Origin of the sequence: Pseudomonas sp. BNK-45, assembly GCF_047456255.1 — a bacterium.
In the GTDB taxonomy this organism is placed as follows: Bacteria; Pseudomonadota; Gammaproteobacteria; order Pseudomonadales; family Pseudomonadaceae; genus Aquipseudomonas.
Window position 1 is genome coordinate 1,228,920 of record NZ_CP179909.1, and the last position, 17,445, is coordinate 1,246,364.

Below are 17,445 nucleotides of genomic sequence, written 5' to 3' on the forward strand. Positions count from 1 at the left end.
ATGGGGCGACTGCAAGGCATTGCGCTGTTGCTGGGCATCACCTTGCTGAGCAGTTGCAGCCCGACCACCGAGGTCCAGGCCACTCCGGCCTCGGCCCTGGCCCGGTCCGGGAGCGGAACCAAGAAAGTCGTGACCACCGGCACCGACCCGAACCTGGCACTGCTGGCGCGCAAGTTCAGTACCTCCAACCGCACCCCCATCAATATCGTGCAACTGGGTGACTCCCATACCGCCGCCGACCTGTTCAGCGGCGAGATGCGTCGCCTGTTGCAAGCGCAGTACGGCGATGGCGGCATCGGTTTCGTGGCGGCCACACCGGTGCCCGGCACCCGCTATGAGCGAGTGATCCTGGGAGCGGCCAAGCGCCAGTGGTCCCTGGTGTCGGCGCGCAACCAGCAAAGCAACCAGTTCCCTCTGGGGGGCTACCTGTCGCTGCCGATGACCCCGGGAGCCCGGGTGCATATCGCCGAGCGCCAGCCGAGCAACCAGCAGTACCGGATTTCCGCGCTGTACCAGGCGTCCAGCAACAACACCCTGACCGCCCGGGACAACCTCAACAAAAGCAGCCGCATGCTGGCCGCCACCGGTGGACAGTGGCGCTTCAGTCCGCCGTTCAACAACCTGACCCTGCCCCTGGACCTGAACGTGGCCAACAACCAGGGCCTGGCCCTGGGCGGCTGGAACATCCTCGGGCAGAAGAGCGCCGGGGTGATCTATTCCTCCCTGGGCATCAATGGCGCGCGCCTGGATGTGCTGGACAAGTGGCAGCCCGGCTGGCTGGAAACCCTCAAGGCCCTGCGCCCGGACATGGTGGTGCTGGCCTACGGTACCAACGAAGCCTTTGATGACGATCTGGATCTGCAGCTCTACCGCAGCCAGTTGCAGGAAAAAGTCACGCTGCTGCGCAAGAACCTGCCCAAGACCGTGATCCTGCTGGTGGGTCCGCCGGATTCCATCAAGCGCCGCAATGCCGGCAGCTGCGCGGCTTCCCAGCCGCAACCGCTGCGGCAGATCGTGCAGATCCAGAAGGACGTGGCCAAGACCAGCCGCACCCTGTTCTGGGACTGGCAGGCGTTCATGGGCGGCGACTGCTCCATCAGCAAATGGCAGGGCAGCGACCTGGCGCGCAACGACCTGGTGCACCTGACCGCCGACGGTTATCGCAAGAGCGCCGACGGCCTGTACCGTTTCCTGCGCGGGCAGTTGGGCGAACGCATGCCCTGAGAACCCGGAACCGGCTCCTATGCTGGCGCCAACACCACCCCGAATGCTGCTGTAGGAGCTGGCTTGCCAGCGAAGGCGCTCGCGAGGGCGATGCGAGGTTCAAAGGCCCATTCGCCGGCAAGCCGGCTCCTACGGTGGCGGCGCCAGCACCCTGAATGCTGCTGTGGGAGCTGGCTAGCCAGCGAAGGCGCTCGCGAGGGCGATGCAAGGTTCAAAGGCCCATTCGCCGGCAAGCCGGCTCCTACGGTGGCGGCGCCAGCACCCTGAATGCTGCTGTGGGAGCTGGCTAGCCAGCGAAGGCGCTCGCGAGGGCGATGCGAGGTTCAAAGGCCCATTCGCCGGCAAGCCGGCTCCTACGGTGGCGGCGCCAGCACCCTGAATGCTGCTGTGGGAGCTGGCTTGCCAGCGAAGGCGCCCGGAAGGGCGATGCGAGGTTTAAAGGCCCATTCGCCGGCAAGCCGGCTCCTACGGTGGCGGCGCCAGCACCCCGAATGCTGCTGTGGGAGCTGGCTTGCCAGCGAAGGCGTCCGCAAGGGCGATGCAAGGTGAAAAAAATGCCCCGCACTTGGCGGGGCATTTTCATTTCAGGGTGATGCGATCACAGGCCGTCGAGCATGGCCTTGTTGCGTACCGCGCCTTTGTCGGCGCTGGTGGCCAGCAGGGCGTAGGCTTTCAGGGCGGTGGTCACTTTGCGTGGACGCGCTTCCACCGGCTTCCAGCCTTTCTTGTCCTGTTCGATGCGGCGCGCCGCCAGCTCCTCGTCGCTGACCAGCAGGTTGATCGAGCGGTTGGGGATGTCGATCAGCACTTTGTCGCCGTCCTGCACCAGGCCGATGGCGCCGCCGGCCGCCGCTTCAGGCGAGGCGTGGCCGATGGACAGGCCCGAGGTGCCGCCGGAGAAGCGGCCGTCGGTGAGCAGGGCGCAGGCTTTGCCCAGGCCCTTGGACTTCAGGTAGGAGGTCGGGTAGAGCATTTCCTGCATGCCCGGGCCGCCTTTCGGACCTTCGTAGCGGATGATCACGATGTCGCCTTCCTTCACTTCGTCGGCGAGGATGCCGCGCACGGCGCTGTCCTGGCTTTCGAAGATCTTGGCGTTGCCTTCGAAGACGTGGATCGACTCGTCGACGCCGGCGGTCTTCACCACGCAGCCGTCCAGGGCGATGTTGCCGTAGAGCACGGCCAGGCCGCCTTCCTTGGAGTAGGCGTGCTCGACGCTGCGGATGCAGCCGTTCTCACGGTCGTCGTCGAGGCTGTCCCAACGGGTCGACTGGCTGAACGCGGTCTGGGTCGGGATGCCCGCCGGGCCGGCCTTGAAGAAGTGGTGCACGGCTTCGTCGCTGGTCTGGGTGATGTCCCAGCGGGCGATGCCTTCGGCCAGGGTCTTGCTGTGCACGGTGGGCAGGTCGGTGTGCAGCAGGCCGCCACGGGCCAGTTCGCCGAGGATGCTGAAGATGCCGCCGGCGCGGTGCACGTCTTCCATGTGGTACTTCTGGATGTTCGGCGCCACCTTGCACAGCTGCGGCACATTCCGCGACAGGCGGTCGATGTCCCGCAGGTCGAAGTCGATCTCGGCTTCCTGGGCGGCGGCCAGGAGGTGGAGGATGGTGTTGGTGGAACCGCCCATGGCGATGTCCAGGGTCATGGCGTTCTCGAACGCCTTGAAGTTGGCGATGTTGCGCGGCAGGACCGACTCGTCGTTGTCGCCGTAGTAGCGCTGGCACAGCTCGACGATGGTGCGCCCGGCCCGCAGGAACAGCTCTTCGCGGTCGCTGTGGGTGGCCAGGGTCGAACCGTTGCCCGGCAGGGCCAGCCCCAGGGCTTCGGTCAGGCAGTTCATGGAGTTGGCGGTGAACATGCCGGAGCACGAACCGCAGGTCGGGCAGGCGCTGCGCTCGTACTCGGCGACCTTCTCGTCAGAAGCGCTGGAGTCGGCGGCGATGACCATGGCGTCCACCAGGTCCAGGCCGTGGCTGGCCAGCTTGGTCTTGCCGGCTTCCATCGGGCCGCCGGAAACGAAGATCACCGGGATGTTCAGGCGCAGGGCGGCCATCAGCATGCCTGGGGTGATCTTGTCGCAGTTGGAGATGCAGACGATGGCGTCGGCGCAGTGGGCGTTGACCATGTACTCCACGGAGTCGGCGATGATCTCGCGGCTCGGCAGGGAATACAGCATGCCGTCGTGGCCCATGGCGATGCCGTCGTCCACGGCGATGGTGTTGAATTCCTTGGCCACGCCACCGGCGCGTTCGATCTCGCGGGCCACCAGCTGACCCAGGTCCTTCAGGTGCACGTGCCCCGGGACGAACTGGGTGAAGGAGTTGGCAATGGCGATGATCGGCTTCTTGAAGTCGGCATCTTTCATCCCCGTGGCGCGCCACAGGGCGCGGGCGCCGGCCATGTTGCGGCCGTGGGTGGATGTTTTCGAGCGGTAATCAGGCATGGAGCACTCCGGGCGGCTAATCAGGGAACAAATGGGGAGTGAGCTTCTATTGACCTTGGGAACACTCAGAAATGGCCGTGTGTCCGAAAGCTGCCGATGACGTCGCGGGATCGCCGCGCGCCTCAGCCTGAGCTCATAAACCCGCCGGGGGATGACTGGCGATGAATTCGCCGATTCTACACCGCTGGCGTCAGGAAGGAATGCCGTGGCCGCTCTGCGGCGTGCGATTGCCTGGATATCACTGAGCGCTGCCAACACGGTGGTTCCTGGTTTAGACTCGCCGCCCCTCGAACATCATCCAATGGAGCTGGAATGTCCGCGAACATGCGATCCCTGAGGTTCTACCTGGGCATCGGCCTGCTGCAGGGGCTGTTGCTGATGTGGCTGGTGCTCCATAGCGACTGGCCCGGCAGCACCATGGCCGTGGTGGGCGCGGCCCTGCTCACGGGCGGCGGCTTCGTGCAGCTGCTGGCCGGGCAGCGGCGCCAGTGGCGCACCTGGAAGGCCGCGCTGCTGCTGGCCTTCGCCGCGGCGGTGGTGGTCCAGGCCAGCAGTGAGTTGCCCTTCACTCGTGGGGTGATCTACAGCGTGGTGGCGCTCCTGCTGCTGATGACGCTGCTCAGCGCCACCGGGCTGCCGGGCCGCGAGGGCTTCGAACGGCGGCTGCTGGGGGACGGCAGTTGGATGCTGGTGGCCCTGTCAGCGTCATGGCTGGTCCAGGCGCTGTTCGATTTCTGGACCCACGAGTGGCATCTGGATCCCTTCAAGAGCGGGTTCCTGTCCTTGCGCTACTTCACCGGGCCACCCCTGGCATTCTCCTTTGTCCTCTACCTCAGGGACTTGTGCCGCTTGCGCGATCTTCAGACGCAAGCGCCCTGATAGCGGCGATTGACCAGGCTGTTCAGGCCCAGGGCGATGGCACTCAGACCCAGGAAGCACAGCCCGAGCGCCATCACCAGATTGCTGGCGCTCAGGCTGATGAACCCGCTGATCAGGCCGCCAGCGATAAAGACGAGCATGTTGCCCGCCGACGCCGAGGTCCCGGCGTTGTGCGCAAAGATGCCCATGGCCCGCGAGGTCGCCACCGGGCGGGTGATGGTGGTGCCGGCGGTGCAGACGATCATCGGCACCAGGACCGTGGCGACGGACAGCTCGAACGGCTGCAACAGCAGCATCAGCAGGCCGGATAGGGCGATCAGCCCCAGGCCGGTGACGATCTGGGTGTTGGCCTGCAGGTAGCGGTTCATCACCCCGGCGCCGGCCCCGCCCAGCACATAGGCCGCCCCATACAACAGCAGCGCCAGGGAGTACTGGTAGGGCGTGAGCTGCAACTGCTCCATGAAAATGAGCGGGGAAATGACGATGAACGAAAAGTGGCAGGCGAAGGCCAGCGCCGAGATCAGCCAGTAGCCGACAAACGACAGGTCGGCAAACACCAGCCGGTAGGCCGCGAGGATATGCCTCTGGCCTGGCGCCGTGCCTGGCCTGTTCTCCAGCAGGACCCAGGCCTTGAGGATGACCAGCAGGCCGAGGCCGACGAACACACCGAAGCTGCCCTGCCAGCCCAGGTGGGCCTGCAACCAGGTGCCCAGCAGCGGGGACAGGGAAATGAAGATGCCGCTGGCGGTGACCAGGGCGATGCGCAGGCGCTCCTGCTGCCGGCCGACGAACAGGTCCTGCACCAGCGCCTGGGACAGCACGAAGCAGCCACACCCCACGGCCTGGACCACGCGAAACAGCAGGAACCATGGGTACTCGGTGGCGGCCATGCAGCCCAGCGCCCCGGCGATGGCCACGGCCATGCCTGCCAGTAGCAGCTTCTTGCGCCCCAGGGAGTCTGATAGCGGCCCGATCACCATCAGGGAAAACGACAAGCCAATGGCGAACAGGCTGACGGACAGCGCGATATCGGCGCTGGAGGTATTGAAGCGTTCGGCCAGGGCGGGAAAGGAGGGGAGGATGACGTCCAGCGGGAAGACCCCGAGCAGGGTCATGGTCAGCAGCAGAATGACGGCCGCGGTGTTTTTCGGGGTGGCGGGGGAGTGGTCCATGGTGCCGCGCTCTCGGTCCTTGAGAAGGTGCCGAGAATCGAGTCGTGGCCGCGCAAAGTCAATCGCTGGCGCTGGCCATTCCCGCGTCGGGCGGGAATGGCCGTCGGCCGGGGCTCAGCTGTTGGGCAGCAGGCGGCAGGTGATGCTCTTGATGTAGCGGGTTTCCGGGATGGCCGGGTGCACCGGGTGATCCGGGCCCTGGCCGCCGCGTTCCAGCAGCTGGATATTGCGGTCCAGGTGGCGGGCGCTGGTCAGGAGGATGTTCTGCAGATCGTCCTCGGGCAGGTGCATCGAGCACGAAGCGCTGACCAGGATGCCGTCCTTGCTCAGGAGGCGCATGGCCTGTTCGTTGAGGCGGCGGTAGGCGCCTTCGCCGTTCTTCAGGTCTTTCTTGCGTTTGATGAAGGCGGGCGGGTCGGCCACGATCACGTCAAAGCGTTCTTCTGCGGCCTTCAGCTCTTTCAGGGCTTCGAACACGTCGCCTTCGACACAGGTGACCTTCTCGGCAATGCCATTGAGCGCGGCGTTGCGTTCCACGCCATCGAGGGCAAAGCCCGAGGCATCGACGCAGAACACTTCGCTGGCGCCGAACACGCCGGCCTGCACGCCCCAGCCGCCGATGTAGCTGAACAGGTCCAGCACCCGCTTGCCCTTGGCGTAAGGCGCCAGGCGCGCGCGGTTCATCCGGTGGTCGTAGAACCAGCCGGTCTTCTGGCCTTCCATCACCGGGGCTTCGAACTTCACGCCGTTCTCTTCCAGGGCGACCCACTCCGGCACCAGGCCGAACACGGTTTCGACGTAGCGGCCCAGGCCTTCGGCGTCACGGGCGGCGGAGTCGTTCTTGAACAGGATGCCGCTGGGCTTGAGCACCTGGACCAGGGCGGCGATCACGTCGTCCTTGTGCTGTTCCATGGTGGCCGAGGCCAGCTGGACCACCAGGATGTCGCCGAACCGATCCACCACCAGGCCCGGCAGCAGGTCGGAGTCGCCGTAGACCAGGCGGTAGAACGGCTTGTCGAACAGGCGCTCGCGCAGGGACAGGGCCACGTTCAGGCGATGCACCAGCAGCGACTTGTCCAGGGCCAGCTTGGCATCGCGCGACAGCAGGCGAGCGCAGATCAGGTTGTTCGGGCTCATGGCCACGACCCCCAGAGGCTTGCCGCCGGCGGCTTCCAGCAGCGCCTGGTCGCCTGCCTTGAAGCCGTGCAGTGGGGTGGCGGCCACATCGATTTCGTTGCTGTAGACCCACAGGTGGCCGGCGCGCAGGCGGCGATCGGCGTTGGCTTTGAGGCGCAGGCTTGGCAGGGACATGACGTCGCTCCGGAAAAAAGGGCGCGATTATACCTTGCTGCGCAACTTCAGCGACGGCCAATGGACCTGCGGCTAAAGGCGCAGGGTAAAGTTCCTGTCCGTTCGCCCAACATTGGCCCGTTAGGGGTTAGAATCGCCGCCTCAGCCAGAGTGTGTACTTATGTCCCAAGAGCTATCAGCCGAACAGATTCAGCAGGCCCTGCAAGGCATCAGCGTGCCGCCTCAGCCGCAAATCATGGTGGATTTGCAGATGGAGCAGTACATGCCCGATCCCGATCTGGAGGTGATCGCCAAGCTGATCTCCCAGGACCCGGGCCTGTCTGGGGCGTTGCTGAAGATCGTCAATTCGCCGTATTACGGGCTGAGCAACAAGATTGCTTCGATCCAGCGGGCGGTGAACCTCCTGGGCAGCCGCTCGATCATCAACCTGATCAATGCGCAGTCGATCAAGGGCGAGATGAGCGATGAAACCATCGTCACCCTCAACCGCTTCTGGGACACCGCCCAGGATGTGGCCATGACCTGCCTGACCCTGGCCAAGCGCACCGGCTCGCAAGCGGTGGACGAAGCCTACGCCCTGGGCCTGTTCCATGACTGCGGCGTGCCGCTGATGCTCAAGCGCTTCCCCGACTACATGGCGGTGCTGGAAGAGGCCTACGGCAGTGCCGGACCCGAGCAGCGGGTGGTGGACACGGAAAACCGTGCCTTCAACACCAATCACGCGGTGGTCGGCTACTACACCGCCAAGTCCTGGCGCCTGCCGGAACACGTGACCAACGCCATCGCCAATCACCACAATGCCCTGGCGATCTTCAGCGACGAGTCGTCGCGCAACAGCCAGCTGAAGAACCTGCTGGCGATCCTGAAGATGGCCGAGCACATCTGCGCCTCCTACCGGGTGCTGGGCAACCAGACCCAGGATTTCGAGTGGAACAGCATCGGCCACCTGATTCTCGATTACGTCGGCCTGTCGGACTACGACTTCGAGAACCTCAAGGAAACCGTGCGCGAGCTGGGCGCACACTGACTGTTCATATCGCAATGAGTGCCTGAGGCGAAGATGCCTGAATTACCGGAAGTCGAAACCACCCGGCGCGGGATCGCGCCGCACCTGGAAGGCCAGAAGGTCAGCCGGGTGATTGTTCGTGAGCGACGTTTGCGCTGGCCGATTCCCGAGGATCTGGACGTGCGCCTGTCCGGGCAGCGCATCGTCCAGGTGGATCGTCGGGCCAAGTACCTGCTGATCAATGCCGAAGTCGGCACCCTCATCAGTCATCTGGGCATGTCGGGCAATCTGCGTCTGGTGGAGATCGGCCAGCCGGCGGCCAGGCACGAACATGTGGACATCGAACTGGAGTCGGGCCTGGCCCTGCGCTACACCGACCCGCGCCGGTTTGGCGCCATGCTCTGGAGCCTGGACCCGCTGAACCACGAGCTGCTGGCGCGCCTGGGGCCGGAGCCGCTGACCGATCTGTTCGACGGCGAGCGCCTGTTCCAGCTGTCCCGGGGCCGCTCCATGGCGGTCAAGCCGTTCATCATGGACAACGCGGTGGTGGTCGGGGTGGGCAACATCTATGCGACCGAGGCGCTGTTCGCCGCGGGCATCGATCCGCGTCGTGAAGCCAAGGGCATTTCCCGCGGTCGCTATCTGCAACTGGCGATCGAGATCAAGCGCATCCTGGCGGCGGCCATCGAGCGCGGCGGCACCACCTTGCGCGACTTTATCGGCGGTGACGGCCAGCCGGGGTACTTCCAGCAGGAGCTGTTCGTCTACGGGCGTGGCGGGGAGCACTGCAAGGTCTGCGGCACGGGGCTGCGGGAAATCAAGCTCGGCCAGCGGGCCAGCGTCTATTGCCCGCGTTGCCAGAGCTGAGGCGCCTGGCCAGCCTGCCGGCTCCTACAAGGGGTTGTGGGAGCCGAAACGAGTTTCCATCACTCAAGCCTTGCCGGTGATCTTCCGGTACTTGGCCATCAACTCTTCTTCGGTTTCCGGGTGCGCTTCGTCCAGCGGAATGCAATCCACCGGGCACACTTGCTGGCACTGCGGCTCGTCGTAGTGGCCGACGCACTGGGTACACAGGTTCGGATCGATGACGTAGATCTCTTCGCCTTGGGAGATCGCCGCGTTGGGGCACTCGGGTTCGCAGACGTCGCAGTTGATGCAATCGTCGGTGATGATCAGGGACATGGGGGACTCCGGCCTGGGCGGCAGGCCCGGGCATGTAAAAACGAATGCGCGCAATTGTGCCGTATTGACGCCCGCAGTGCACGCAGGCGTGATGGCTGGCGTCAGGCAATGGCCCCGCAGCGGGGCCAAGGGGCTTACTTCTTGAAGCGCAGGGTCAGCGCGTCGGCGACGGCGGGGTGGACGAACTTGGTGATATCGCCACCCAGGGCGGCGATTTCCCGCACCAGCGTCGAGGAAATGAACGAGTAGCGTTCCGACGGAGTGAGGAACAGGCTTTCCACGTCCGGCGCCAGTTGGCGGTTCATGTTGGCCAGCTGGAACTCGTATTCGAAGTCCGAAACCGCCCGCAAGCCGCGCAGGAAGACATTGGCGTTCTGCTCCTTGGCGAAATGCGCCAGCAACGTGGAGAAGCCGACGACTTCAACGTTGGGCAGGTGCTTGGTCACCTCGCGCGCCAGTTCCACGCGCTGCTCCAGGGGGAACAGCGGGTTTTTCTTGGGGCTGGCGGCAACGGCGATGATCACGTGGTCGAACAGCCGCGAGGCGCGCTCGACCAGATCGCCGTGGCCCTTGGTAATAGGGTCGAAGGTACCTGGGTACAACACTCGGTTCATCGCGTCGTCCTGGCGGGAATCCGTTGGGGAGTCGGATGGTATCGCAGCCTTCCCGGTCGGCCAAGTCGCCTTTTAGAGAAGAAAGCCCGATGGACGCCGAAATTTCCCGGCTGTTTCACGCCGTTTTCAAGCGCTGGGCCAGGGCCGTGGCCAGTTGCGCCGTCAGGCCGTACACCGACAGCTGCGGGTTGGCGCCGATGCTGGTGGGGAACAGCGAGCCGTCATGGATCGACAGGTTGTGCAGTTGATGGTGGCGCCCGAGGCTGTCGGCCACGGCGATTTTCGGGTTTTCGCCCATGGCGCAGCCGCCCATCACGTGGGCGCTGCCCAGGCGAGTGCGGTACAGGGCAAGGTCCAGGCCGTCGATCTGCGCACGCACTTCGCCCAGGGTCTTGGCGAAGCGGGCATCGCTGTGCAGCGGCTTGACCGCCTTGGCGCCACCGGCGAACTGGATCTCCGCCATGCTGTGGAAGGCCCGGCGCAGGCCATCCCAGGCGTAGGGTGAAACCTGATAGTCGAGCACCGGGGTGCCATCGCCGCGCAGCTCGACGTTGCCGCCGGTGCTGTCGGGGTGGAAGCCGTCCCGCAGCAGGGCCAGCATGGCGTGGGTGTGGGGCAGTTGCTCCATGGACAGCCCGCTCTGCGGCCCGAAACCGCCCAGCAGGGTGCTGGCCAGGGCCGGTTGCAGGGGCGGCACTTCAAGTTTGTAGGACATCTTGCCGGTGGTGCCGTCCTGCCACTGGAAATGGTCGGAATAGATCGATTGCGGCGCGCCGTAGAACGGGTTGATCACCTCGTCGAACTGCCCGGCGGAGAAGTTCACCAGGTGCAGGAAGGTGCGCTTGCCCAGCCGCGAATGCGGGTCCGGGGCATCGGAGCGCAACAGCAGGGCCGGGCTGTTAATGCCGCCGCCGGCCAGCACGTAGTGCCTGGCCTTGACCGTGATGGTGCGCCCGGTGGGGGCGACGCAGCGGGCGTCCATGGCCTGGCATTGCAGGCCGCTGACCTTGTCATCCTTGATCAACAGGCGCTCGGCCCGGGCCAGGTACAGCAGTTCGCCGCCTTTCTCCAGGGTCGCCGGAATGGTGGTCACCAGCATCGACTGCTTGGCGTTGGTCGGGCAGCCCAGGCCGCAATAGCCCAGGTTCCAGCAGCCACGCACGTTGCGCGGAATCACGTGCCAGCTGTAGCCCAGGGCTTCGCAGCCCTTGCGGATCACGTCGTTGTTGGCATTGGGCGGCATGACCCAGGGCGCGACACCCAGGCGCTGTTCCATCTTTTCGAACCAGGGCGCCATCTCGGCCGAGCTGTGGCCCACCACCCCGTGCTCCCGAGCCCAGTGTTCCAGGGTCGGGTCCGGGGTGCGAAAGCTCGATGTCCAGTTGATCAGGGTGGTGCCGCCCACGGCCCGGCCCTGGAGGATGGTGATGGCGCCGTCCTTGCTCATGCGCCCGATGCCTTCCTGATAAAGGCTGGTGTAGGCCTGGTCCTCGAGCATCTTGAAGTCGTCGCTGGTCTTGAGCGGGCCTTCCTCGATCAGCAGCACCTTGAAGCCGGCGGCGCTGAGGATTTCGGCAGTGGTGCCGCCACCGGCGCCGCTGCCGATGATGGCGACATCGGCTTCCAGGGTCAGGTCCTGCTCCAGCTGCGCGCCGTTGTAGGTTTTCCAGCCACGGTTCAGGCCTTCGCGGAACAGATCAGGTACAGGCATATCGGATGCTCTCTTATTATTGAAGGCTCGGCGCGGATCCACTGTAGCCGCTGCTGAGCCTGCGAAGCTGCGAAAAGGCCCGTAGGGCCTTGCTTGACGATCCCCAGCCGCTGCCCCATCGCCCCACGAGCGTAGCGCTCGCGCAGCCACTGGCAGCGTCTACACCACCCGATCAGACCTTCGGTGGCCCGGGGTAACCGCAATGGGCCCAGGACTCGGGGCGGGTGTACCAGGCCATCATCACCAGTTGCAGCAACGAGGCATGGCCCATGCGCAGCAGGGCCAGGACGCTGTTTTCCCAGCGGCTGAGGAAGTGCCGAATGTCGTCCGCGCTGGCGTTCTCCCAACTGCCCCAGATCCCCGTCAGCGGGCCGCGGGTCACCGCCATGCCCAGCACATCGAACAGTTGCTGGGTGAGCTTGAACATCTCCGGCGAGAGGTGGTTCAGGGCATTGTCCAGGCTGGCCAGGGTGCCCTCGACGGCGGCGGGCATCTTGTCCGCCGCCACCGCGCCTTCGAGCATCACCGGAATCAGCGCCCGCAGGAATGGCAGGTCATGGCTGCGCAGCATGCTGAAACCGCTGGCGGGGGTACTGGCGGAGCAACCGCTGAGGCTGGCGCCGAGCCCGGCGGTGGCCAGGAAGGCGCTGGCGCAAAGGCCGATTTTCAGCAGGCCGCGCCGTGACAGCGCGGGTGTTGCAGACAGGCTAGGGGTCATTGTTGTTATTACCCGGCGTTGTACTGGTTAACGAATGAACAGCTTCTGGATGAGCTTCTGGATCGATTTGCCATAGGGCGGGTAGATCAGGCGCGCGGCGTTGAAGCGCTGCTTGATGAACACCCCCTTGGCCTTGCTGAAGGTCAGGAAGCCTTCGTGGCCGTGGTAGTGGCCCATGCCGGACGGGCCGATGCCACCGAACGGCAGGTCGTCCTGGGCCACATGCAGCAGGGTGTCGTTGAGGCACACGCCGCCGGAGTGGGTTTCGTTGAGCACCCGCTGCTGTTCGGCCTTGTCGTAACCGAAGTAGTACAGGGCCAGGGGACGCGGGCGCTGGGTGATGTAGGCAAAGGCCTGATCCAGGGTCCGGTAAGGCACGATGGGCAGGATCGGGCCGAAGATCTCGTCCTGCATCACGCTCATGTCGTCCGTGACGTTGAGCAGCAGGCTGTGGCCCAGTCGGCGCTCCTGGCTCTGCTCGAACAGCGGCACCAGCAGCGCGCCCTTGCTGGTGGCGTCGCTCAGGTAGCCATTGAGCCGGTTCAACTGGCGCTGGTTGATGATCGCGGTGTAGTCGGGGTTGTCCGCCAGGGTCGGAAAGAAGCCGCGGACCGCCTGGCGATAGGCTTCGACAAAGGCGCCGACCCGTTCTTCCGGCACCAGCACGTAGTCCGGGGCGACGCAGGTCTGCCCGGCGTTCAGGGTCTTGCCGAAGGCGATGCGTTCGGCGGCGTCCTTGAGCGGCACGCTGCTGGAGACGATGGCCGGGGATTTGCCGCCCAGTTCCAGGGTCACCGGTGTCAGGTTTTCCGCGGCGGCGCGCATCACGTGCTTGCCGATGCTGGTGGCGCCGGTGAACAGCAGGTGGTCGAAACGCAGCTTGGAAAACGCCATGCCCACTTCGGCCTCGCCCAGCACCACGCACACCAGGTCCTCGGGGAACACCCGCGCCAGCAGTTGCTTGAGCAACTGGCCGGTAGCCGGAGTGGACTCGCTGAGCTTGAGCATCACCCGGTTGCCGGCGGCCAGCGCCCCGACCAGCGGGCCCATGCACAGGTACAGCGGGTAGTTCCACGGCACGATGACCCCGACCACCCCCAGGGGCTGGTAGACCACCTTGGCCGAGGCCGGCTGGAAGGCCAGTCCCACGGCGCGGCGGGACGGCTTCATCCATTTCTTCAGGTGTTTGCGGGCGTAGTGGATGCCGTGCAGGCTGGGCATCAGCTCGGCCAGCAGGGTTTCATCGGCGCTGCGGTTGCTGAAGTCCTGGCTGATGGCGTCGATCAGTGCCTGGCGCTCGTTGTTGAGCAGATCGTGCAGCGACTTGAGCCATTGCTGGCGCTGCGCGGCGGGCGGCATGGGGTTGGCGGCAAAGGCCCGGCGCTGGGCTTCGAACAGTGTTTGCAGCGCGTCCTGTTGCTGAAGGGAATCCTGCAGGTAGGCGATTTCGGCAGACATGGACGGGCTCCGGTTTCAGGGGGTGGCTAGTTTTTTAGAGCTTATGCTCTAAATTGTCAAATACCATCCGGTGCCGGTCGCGATTTATCCCCAGGGGGATAGAACGTAAGATGCACCCCAGCCTTCTGATTAAAGCCCACACCCATGGCCCCACGCATAAAAACCCGCGAACGCATCGTCCAGTTCAGCCTCGAACTCTTCAACCAGCAAGGCGAACGCAACGTCAGCACCAACCACATTGCGGCGCACATGGAGATTTCCCCGGGCAACCTGTACTACCACTTCCCCAACAAGCAGGCGATCATCGCCGTGCTGTTTGCCGAGTACGAAAGCCTGGTGGACAGCTTCCTGCGCCCGCCGCCCGGGCGCGCAGTCACCGTGCAGGACAAGCGCTATTACCTGCAGGCGCTGCTGGCGGCCATGTGGCGCTACCGTTTTCTGCATCGCGACCTGGAGCACCTGCTGGACAGCGACCCGGAACTGGCCGCGCGCTACCGGCGTTTCTCCCAGCGCTGCCTGATCCAGGGCATGGCCATCTACGGGCGCTTCGTCGACGCCGGAATCGTCGCCATGGACAAGGTGCAGATCGAATCCCTGACCCTCAATGCCTGGATCATCCTCACCTCCTGGGTACGCTTTCTGTGCACCACCCGGGAAAACTCCACCCACCTGAGCGAAGAAGCCATCAAGCGCGGCGTCTATCAGGTGCTGGTGCTGGAAGCCGGCTTTGTCACCGAGCAGGCCCGTGAAGCGGTCAATGCGCTGTTCGAAGAGTTTTACGTGCCCCTGGCCCAAGCCCTGGAAGAAGTGCAGTAGGATCAACCTCCGACTTATTCACAGGAGCCCGCTATGCCCCTTGCGCAGTTGATCAGCCCGCTTGCCCTGGACCAGAAGAAGCAGCAGCCCGGCCTGGTGATTCTGGATTGTCGCTTTGCCCTGGAAGACCCCGATTACGGCCAGCGCAGCTACGCCAACGGACATATTGCCGGGGCGCATTTCGCCGATCTGAACCGCGACCTGAGCGCACCGGTGATCAAGGGCGTGACCGGCCGGCATCCGTTGCCGGATCCCGCGCAGTTGCTGGCGCGCCTGCGGGCCTGGGGCATCGATAACGACAGCCAGATCGTGCTCTATGACGACGGTCCCGGTGCCTACGCTGCTCGCGCCTGGTGGTTGCTGGCCTGGCTGGGCAAGCGTGAAGGCGTGTTCATTCTCGATGGCGGCCTCAACGCCTGGCACGCTGCCGGCCTGCCCCTGAGCCTGGATGCCCCCGACAGTGTGAGCGGGCACTTCAGCGGTCAGCCCGATCACGCTTTGCTGCTGGATGCCGAGCACCTGAAGCAGCGTCTGGGCCAGCCGGACCTGACCTTGCTGGACGCCCGGGCCTTGCCGCGTTTTCGCGGTGACGTGGAGCCGATCGATCCGGTGGCCGGGCACATTCCCGGGGCGCAATGCGCGGCGTTCACGGACAACCTGGACAGCGACGGGCGCTTTTTGCCGGCGCAGCAGCTCAAGCAGCGTTTTGCCGAAAAACTCGCCGGGCGTTCTCCGGAGCACTTGGTGGCTTACTGCGGCTCCGGGGTCACCGCCTGCCACAACCTGTTCGCCTTGTGCCTGGCCGGCTATCCCCTGGCGCGGCTGTATGCCGGGTCGTGGAGCGAGTGGATCACCGATGCCCAGCGGCCTGTCGCCACGGGCGACTGACGGGCTGCCCCGGTCGGCCTCTTCGCTGGCAAGCCAGCGCCTATGATTCGCAGGCCCCCACGAACCTGTAGGAGCGAGCTTGCTCGCGAAAGCGTCGACAGGGACGGGTGGGCGGCAGCAGGCGCGAATGTGCTCGCGAAAGCCGCGCCGTCCTACTGCAGGACGGCGCTGCGATAAGCCGCCGGCGCCACCCCATAGACCTGCTTGAACTGTCGACTCAGGTGACTCTGGTCGGCAAATCCCAATTGCGTGGCCACTTCCAGCGGCAGGCAGCCCTCGCGCAACAGGGCCCGGGCCTTGGCGATGCGCTGCTGCATCAGCCAGGTGTGGGGAGGAATCCCGGTGGCCCGGCGAAACACCCGGGCGAAGTGGAACGGCGACAGGTTCACCGCCGCCGCCAGCTCCTCCAGTGACGGCGGCGCGGCCAGTTGCGAGCGCAGCAATTCCTTGGCCTGGACAATCGCCCGGTGCTCTTGCCCGGGCGCACCCGGCGCCCTGACCCCGGCGTGTCGCTGCAACAGCAAGAGCAGCATTTCTCGCCATTGGGTCTGTTGCTGCAGGGCAGTGGCCGGGCTTTCCAGCAGGTGGTGCAGGCGGGCAAACCCCTGCACCAGGTCCGGGTCGCGATACAGGGTCGCGCCGAAGGTCGGCAGGCTGCCGTTGGGCAGCTCCAGTTCGCCCAGCAGGCCGAGGATCTGCCGGTTGTCCGGGTAGAAGGCCCGGTACAGCCAGCCGTCCTCGACGCCCTTGGCACCGGTGTGCAGTTCGTCCGGGTTGATCAGCACCAGGGTGCCGCTGCCCGCCAGGTGCTCGGCCCCGCGATAGCGGTAGCGCTGGGCGCCGGCCATGATCATGCCGATCACATAACCCTCGTGCACATGAGGCACGAAGCGCTGTTCGATATAGCGCGCGGCCAGCAACTCGACCCCGGCCAGGGGCTCGGTCTGCCAGAAACGGATCGACTCCCGGGTGGACTTAGCCATGGCGGTCCAGGTCCATCAGCCATTGCGGAATGCGCTGTTCCAGGTAGTAGCGCGGATGTTTCAGGCTGCCACCGACAAAACCCACGTGGCCGCCCTTGGCCTGCAGCTCGAAGCGGGTGCTGGCGGACAGTTCACGGGCTTCGGGCAGGCTGTGGCGAAACACGAAAGGGTCGTCCGCGGCCTGGATGATCAGGGTCGGGGTGCGGATTTCGCCGAGAAAATAGCGGCTGGAGGCGCGGCGGTAGTAATCCTGGGCATCGGCAAAGCCGTGCAGCGGCGCGGTGACCCGGCCGTCGAAATCCCAGAAGGTGCGCATCTTGGTCAGCGGGCCCAGTTGCGCCAGGGTGGCCAGGCCGTCGTGGCGGCCGTCGTGCTGGAACTGGCGCTGCTTGTCCTTGATGTAGGCCAGCATCTCGCGCATGAAGTGCGCCTGGTAAATCTTCGAAAAGCCCTGGCCGATGCGGTCGGCGCACTGGTCCAGGCGAAACGGCACCGATACCGCCGTGGCGCCCTGCAACGGGCTTTCGCTGCCGCTTTCCCCCAGGTACTTGAGCAGCACATTGCCCCCCAGCGAATAGCCCACCGCATACAGCGGCGCCTGAGGGCGCTGGGCCCGCAGGTGGGCGATGGCCGCAGCCAGGTCTTCGCTGGCGCCGGAGTGGTAGCTGCGCGGCAGCAGGTTGGGTTCGCCGGAGCAGCCGCGCCAGTTCAGGGCCGCGCTGGCCCAGCCCCGAGCGGCGAGGGCCTGTTGCAGGCCGGTCACATAAGGCGAGTTGGACGAGCCGGTCAGGCCATGCAGCACCAGCACCAGCGGGGCTTCGGCGCTATGGGGGCCGTGCCAGTCCAGATCGAGAAAGTCGCCGTCATCCAGCCACAGGCGTTCGCGCTGGCGCTCCAGCTCAGTGGCCGGGCGCCACAGCGGGCCCCACAGGGTCTGCAGGTGCGGGTTGCCAAGACCGAAGGCGGGGATGAAACAATCAGGCGAGTCGGGCACGGGGAGGATCTCGATGCAGCGGCGCGCAGCCCGGGCGGGGTGCGCGCCT

Annotated in this window: 16 protein-coding genes; 6 read left to right on the plus strand and 10 right to left on the minus strand. The window is 65.4% G+C overall.

Annotated features, from left to right (window positions below; all coding sequences use genetic code 11):
• Complete coding sequence (locus ACMGG8_RS05650; RefSeq protein WP_414159289.1) at positions 1-1,224, plus strand: SGNH/GDSL hydrolase family protein; 1,224 nt, start codon at positions 1-3, stop codon at positions 1,222-1,224.
• A gap of 598 nt (positions 1,225-1,822) precedes the next feature.
• Here the strand turns inward: ACMGG8_RS05650 and ilvD are convergent.
• Positions 1,823-3,664 carry a dihydroxy-acid dehydratase gene (gene ilvD, locus ACMGG8_RS05655; RefSeq protein WP_060844889.1) on the minus strand — a complete coding sequence of 614 codons (1,842 nt, stop codon included), beginning with the start codon at positions 3,662-3,664 and terminating at the stop codon, positions 1,823-1,825.
• Between the two features lie 312 nt (positions 3,665-3,976).
• Here ilvD and ACMGG8_RS05660 point away from each other — a divergent pair, with 312 nt between their 5' ends.
• Positions 3,977-4,543 carry a hypothetical protein gene (locus tag ACMGG8_RS05660; RefSeq protein ID WP_060841566.1) on the plus strand — a complete coding sequence of 189 codons (567 nt, stop codon included), beginning with the start codon at positions 3,977-3,979 and terminating at the stop codon, positions 4,541-4,543.
• Here the strand turns inward: ACMGG8_RS05660 and ACMGG8_RS05665 are convergent.
• Both ACMGG8_RS05665 and ACMGG8_RS05670 read right to left on the minus strand, forming a co-directional pair.
• Positions 4,525-5,715, minus strand: a complete 1,191-nt coding sequence (locus tag ACMGG8_RS05665; RefSeq protein WP_414159290.1) for an MFS transporter — start codon at positions 5,713-5,715, stop codon at positions 4,525-4,527. The two genes, ACMGG8_RS05660 and ACMGG8_RS05665, sit on opposite strands and share 19 nt — an antisense overlap.
• A 114-nt stretch (positions 5,716-5,829) precedes the next feature.
• The gene (locus ACMGG8_RS05670) at positions 5,830-7,026 is read right to left on the minus strand and encodes a class I SAM-dependent rRNA methyltransferase (RefSeq protein WP_060841564.1); all 1,197 of its coding nucleotides are present in this window, start codon (positions 7,024-7,026) and stop codon (positions 5,830-5,832) included.
• Between the two features lie 214 nt (positions 7,027-7,240).
• On the opposite strand from ACMGG8_RS05670, the gene ACMGG8_RS05675 reads away from it, so the two are divergent.
• The gene (locus ACMGG8_RS05675; RefSeq protein ID WP_235760231.1) at positions 7,241-8,053 is read left to right on the plus strand and encodes an HDOD domain-containing protein; all 813 of its coding nucleotides are present in this window, start codon (positions 7,241-7,243) and stop codon (positions 8,051-8,053) included.
• A gap of 33 nt (positions 8,054-8,086) precedes the next feature.
• Complete coding sequence (gene mutM / locus ACMGG8_RS05680) at positions 8,087-8,899, plus strand: bifunctional DNA-formamidopyrimidine glycosylase/DNA-(apurinic or apyrimidinic site) lyase (protein WP_060844887.1); 813 nt, start codon at positions 8,087-8,089, stop codon at positions 8,897-8,899.
• Between the two features lie 63 nt (positions 8,900-8,962).
• On the opposite strand, the gene ACMGG8_RS05685 is transcribed toward mutM, so the two are convergent.
• The 5 genes from ACMGG8_RS05685 to ACMGG8_RS05705 form a co-directional block, all read right to left on the minus strand.
• Positions 8,963-9,214: a YfhL family 4Fe-4S dicluster ferredoxin gene (locus tag ACMGG8_RS05685; protein WP_007921257.1), complete on the minus strand. Its 252-nt coding sequence runs from the start codon at positions 9,212-9,214 to the stop codon at positions 8,963-8,965.
• Positions 9,215-9,348: 134 nt separating this feature from the next.
• Positions 9,349-9,828, minus strand: a complete 480-nt coding sequence (gene coaD, locus ACMGG8_RS05690) for a pantetheine-phosphate adenylyltransferase (protein WP_003176711.1) — start codon at positions 9,826-9,828, stop codon at positions 9,349-9,351.
• 115 nt (positions 9,829-9,943) lie between these two features.
• A complete protein-coding gene (locus ACMGG8_RS05695; RefSeq protein WP_414159291.1) occupies positions 9,944-11,539 on the minus strand; it encodes a GMC family oxidoreductase N-terminal domain-containing protein in 1,596 nt (531 codons plus the stop codon).
• Positions 11,540-11,711: 172 nt separating this feature from the next.
• Positions 11,712-12,257, minus strand: coding sequence for a hypothetical protein (locus ACMGG8_RS05700; RefSeq protein ID WP_060841560.1), 546 nt, complete (start codon positions 12,255-12,257; stop codon positions 11,712-11,714).
• Between the two features lie 27 nt (positions 12,258-12,284).
• A complete protein-coding gene (locus ACMGG8_RS05705; protein WP_060841559.1) occupies positions 12,285-13,715 on the minus strand; it encodes a coniferyl aldehyde dehydrogenase in 1,431 nt (476 codons plus the stop codon).
• Between the two features lie 144 nt (positions 13,716-13,859).
• On the opposite strand from ACMGG8_RS05705, the gene ACMGG8_RS05710 reads away from it, so the two are divergent.
• On the plus strand, positions 13,860-14,531 hold the full coding sequence (locus tag ACMGG8_RS05710; RefSeq protein WP_060841558.1) for a TetR/AcrR family transcriptional regulator: 672 nt from the start codon (positions 13,860-13,862) through the stop codon (positions 14,529-14,531).
• Between the two features lie 33 nt (positions 14,532-14,564).
• Positions 14,565-15,419: a sulfurtransferase gene (locus tag ACMGG8_RS05715; RefSeq protein ID WP_108545061.1), complete on the plus strand. Its 855-nt coding sequence runs from the start codon at positions 14,565-14,567 to the stop codon at positions 15,417-15,419.
• Between the two features lie 152 nt (positions 15,420-15,571).
• Here the strand turns inward: ACMGG8_RS05715 and ACMGG8_RS05720 are convergent, their stop codons facing one another.
• Together ACMGG8_RS05720 and ACMGG8_RS05725 are read right to left on the minus strand one after the other, a co-directional pair.
• Positions 15,572-16,402: an AraC family ligand binding domain-containing protein gene (locus ACMGG8_RS05720; protein WP_414159292.1), complete on the minus strand. Its 831-nt coding sequence runs from the start codon at positions 16,400-16,402 to the stop codon at positions 15,572-15,574.
• On the minus strand, positions 16,395-17,396 hold the full coding sequence (locus ACMGG8_RS05725) for a hydrolase (RefSeq protein WP_414159293.1): 1,002 nt from the start codon (positions 17,394-17,396) through the stop codon (positions 16,395-16,397). Before ACMGG8_RS05725 ends, ACMGG8_RS05720 begins: the two co-directional genes overlap by 8 nt.
• Positions 17,397-17,445 lie beyond the last annotated feature (49 nt).